Annotated in this window: 1 protein-coding gene; it reads left to right on the top strand. The window is 73.8% G+C overall.

Features of this window, described 5'->3' with window-relative positions; all coding sequences use genetic code 11:
* A partial coding sequence (locus ACH107_RS33350) for a TOBE domain-containing protein (protein WP_412509863.1) occupies nt 1-350 on the top strand: 350 nt, incomplete at its 5' end.
* Nucleotides 351-638: the final 288 nt, after the last annotated feature.

The following is a 638-nucleotide window of genomic DNA, read 5'->3' as shown; positions in this document are numbered from 1 at the left end:
ATCACGACGATGGGCTGACGGAGCTTGAGGCGGGCGGGCAACGGCTGTTCCTGCCTCGAATCGACCGCGCGGCGGGCACCGCGCTGCGGCTGCGCATCGCCGCCCATGACGTGATCCTGTCGCGGGGGCGGCCCGAGGGGCTCTCGGCGCTCAACATTCTGCCGGGCCGAGTGGCCGAGGTGCGGCCGGGGGCCGGGCCGGGGGTCATGGTGGCGCTGGACACGCCCGCGGGGCGTCTGCTGGCGCGGATCACCGAACGCTCGGTCAGGGTGCTGGAGCTGGCCGAGGGCACGGCGCTGCACGCCATCGTCAAATCCGTATCGGTCGCGCCTGGGGACGTGGGCGGGTAGCGGGGCATGGTGCAGGGCGTCTGGTCAAATCGCACGTGACCCAAGCAGGGTCAGCGGCAGAAAGGCGCCAGCGCGGCTGAGCGCGTGGCCCGGCGCGAGATTTTCGTGCCGCCAAGCGCCAATCGCCCTGTCAGTCGCCCGCCAGCCTCCGCGTGAGGGGGTGATCGGCGCCGGCCAGCCCGTCGATAACGTCGAAATGGTGCCGCCCCGGCTCGGCGACCAGCGGCGCGCCCCAGGCCTCGGCCAGCAGGGCGGCCTGGCGCAGGAACTCGGGCCGCTCGCCCGCGC

It is taken from the genome of Roseovarius halophilus (ex Wu et al. 2025) (genome assembly GCF_047086965.1).
This window is presented reverse-complemented; position numbering and strand designations above follow the sequence as displayed.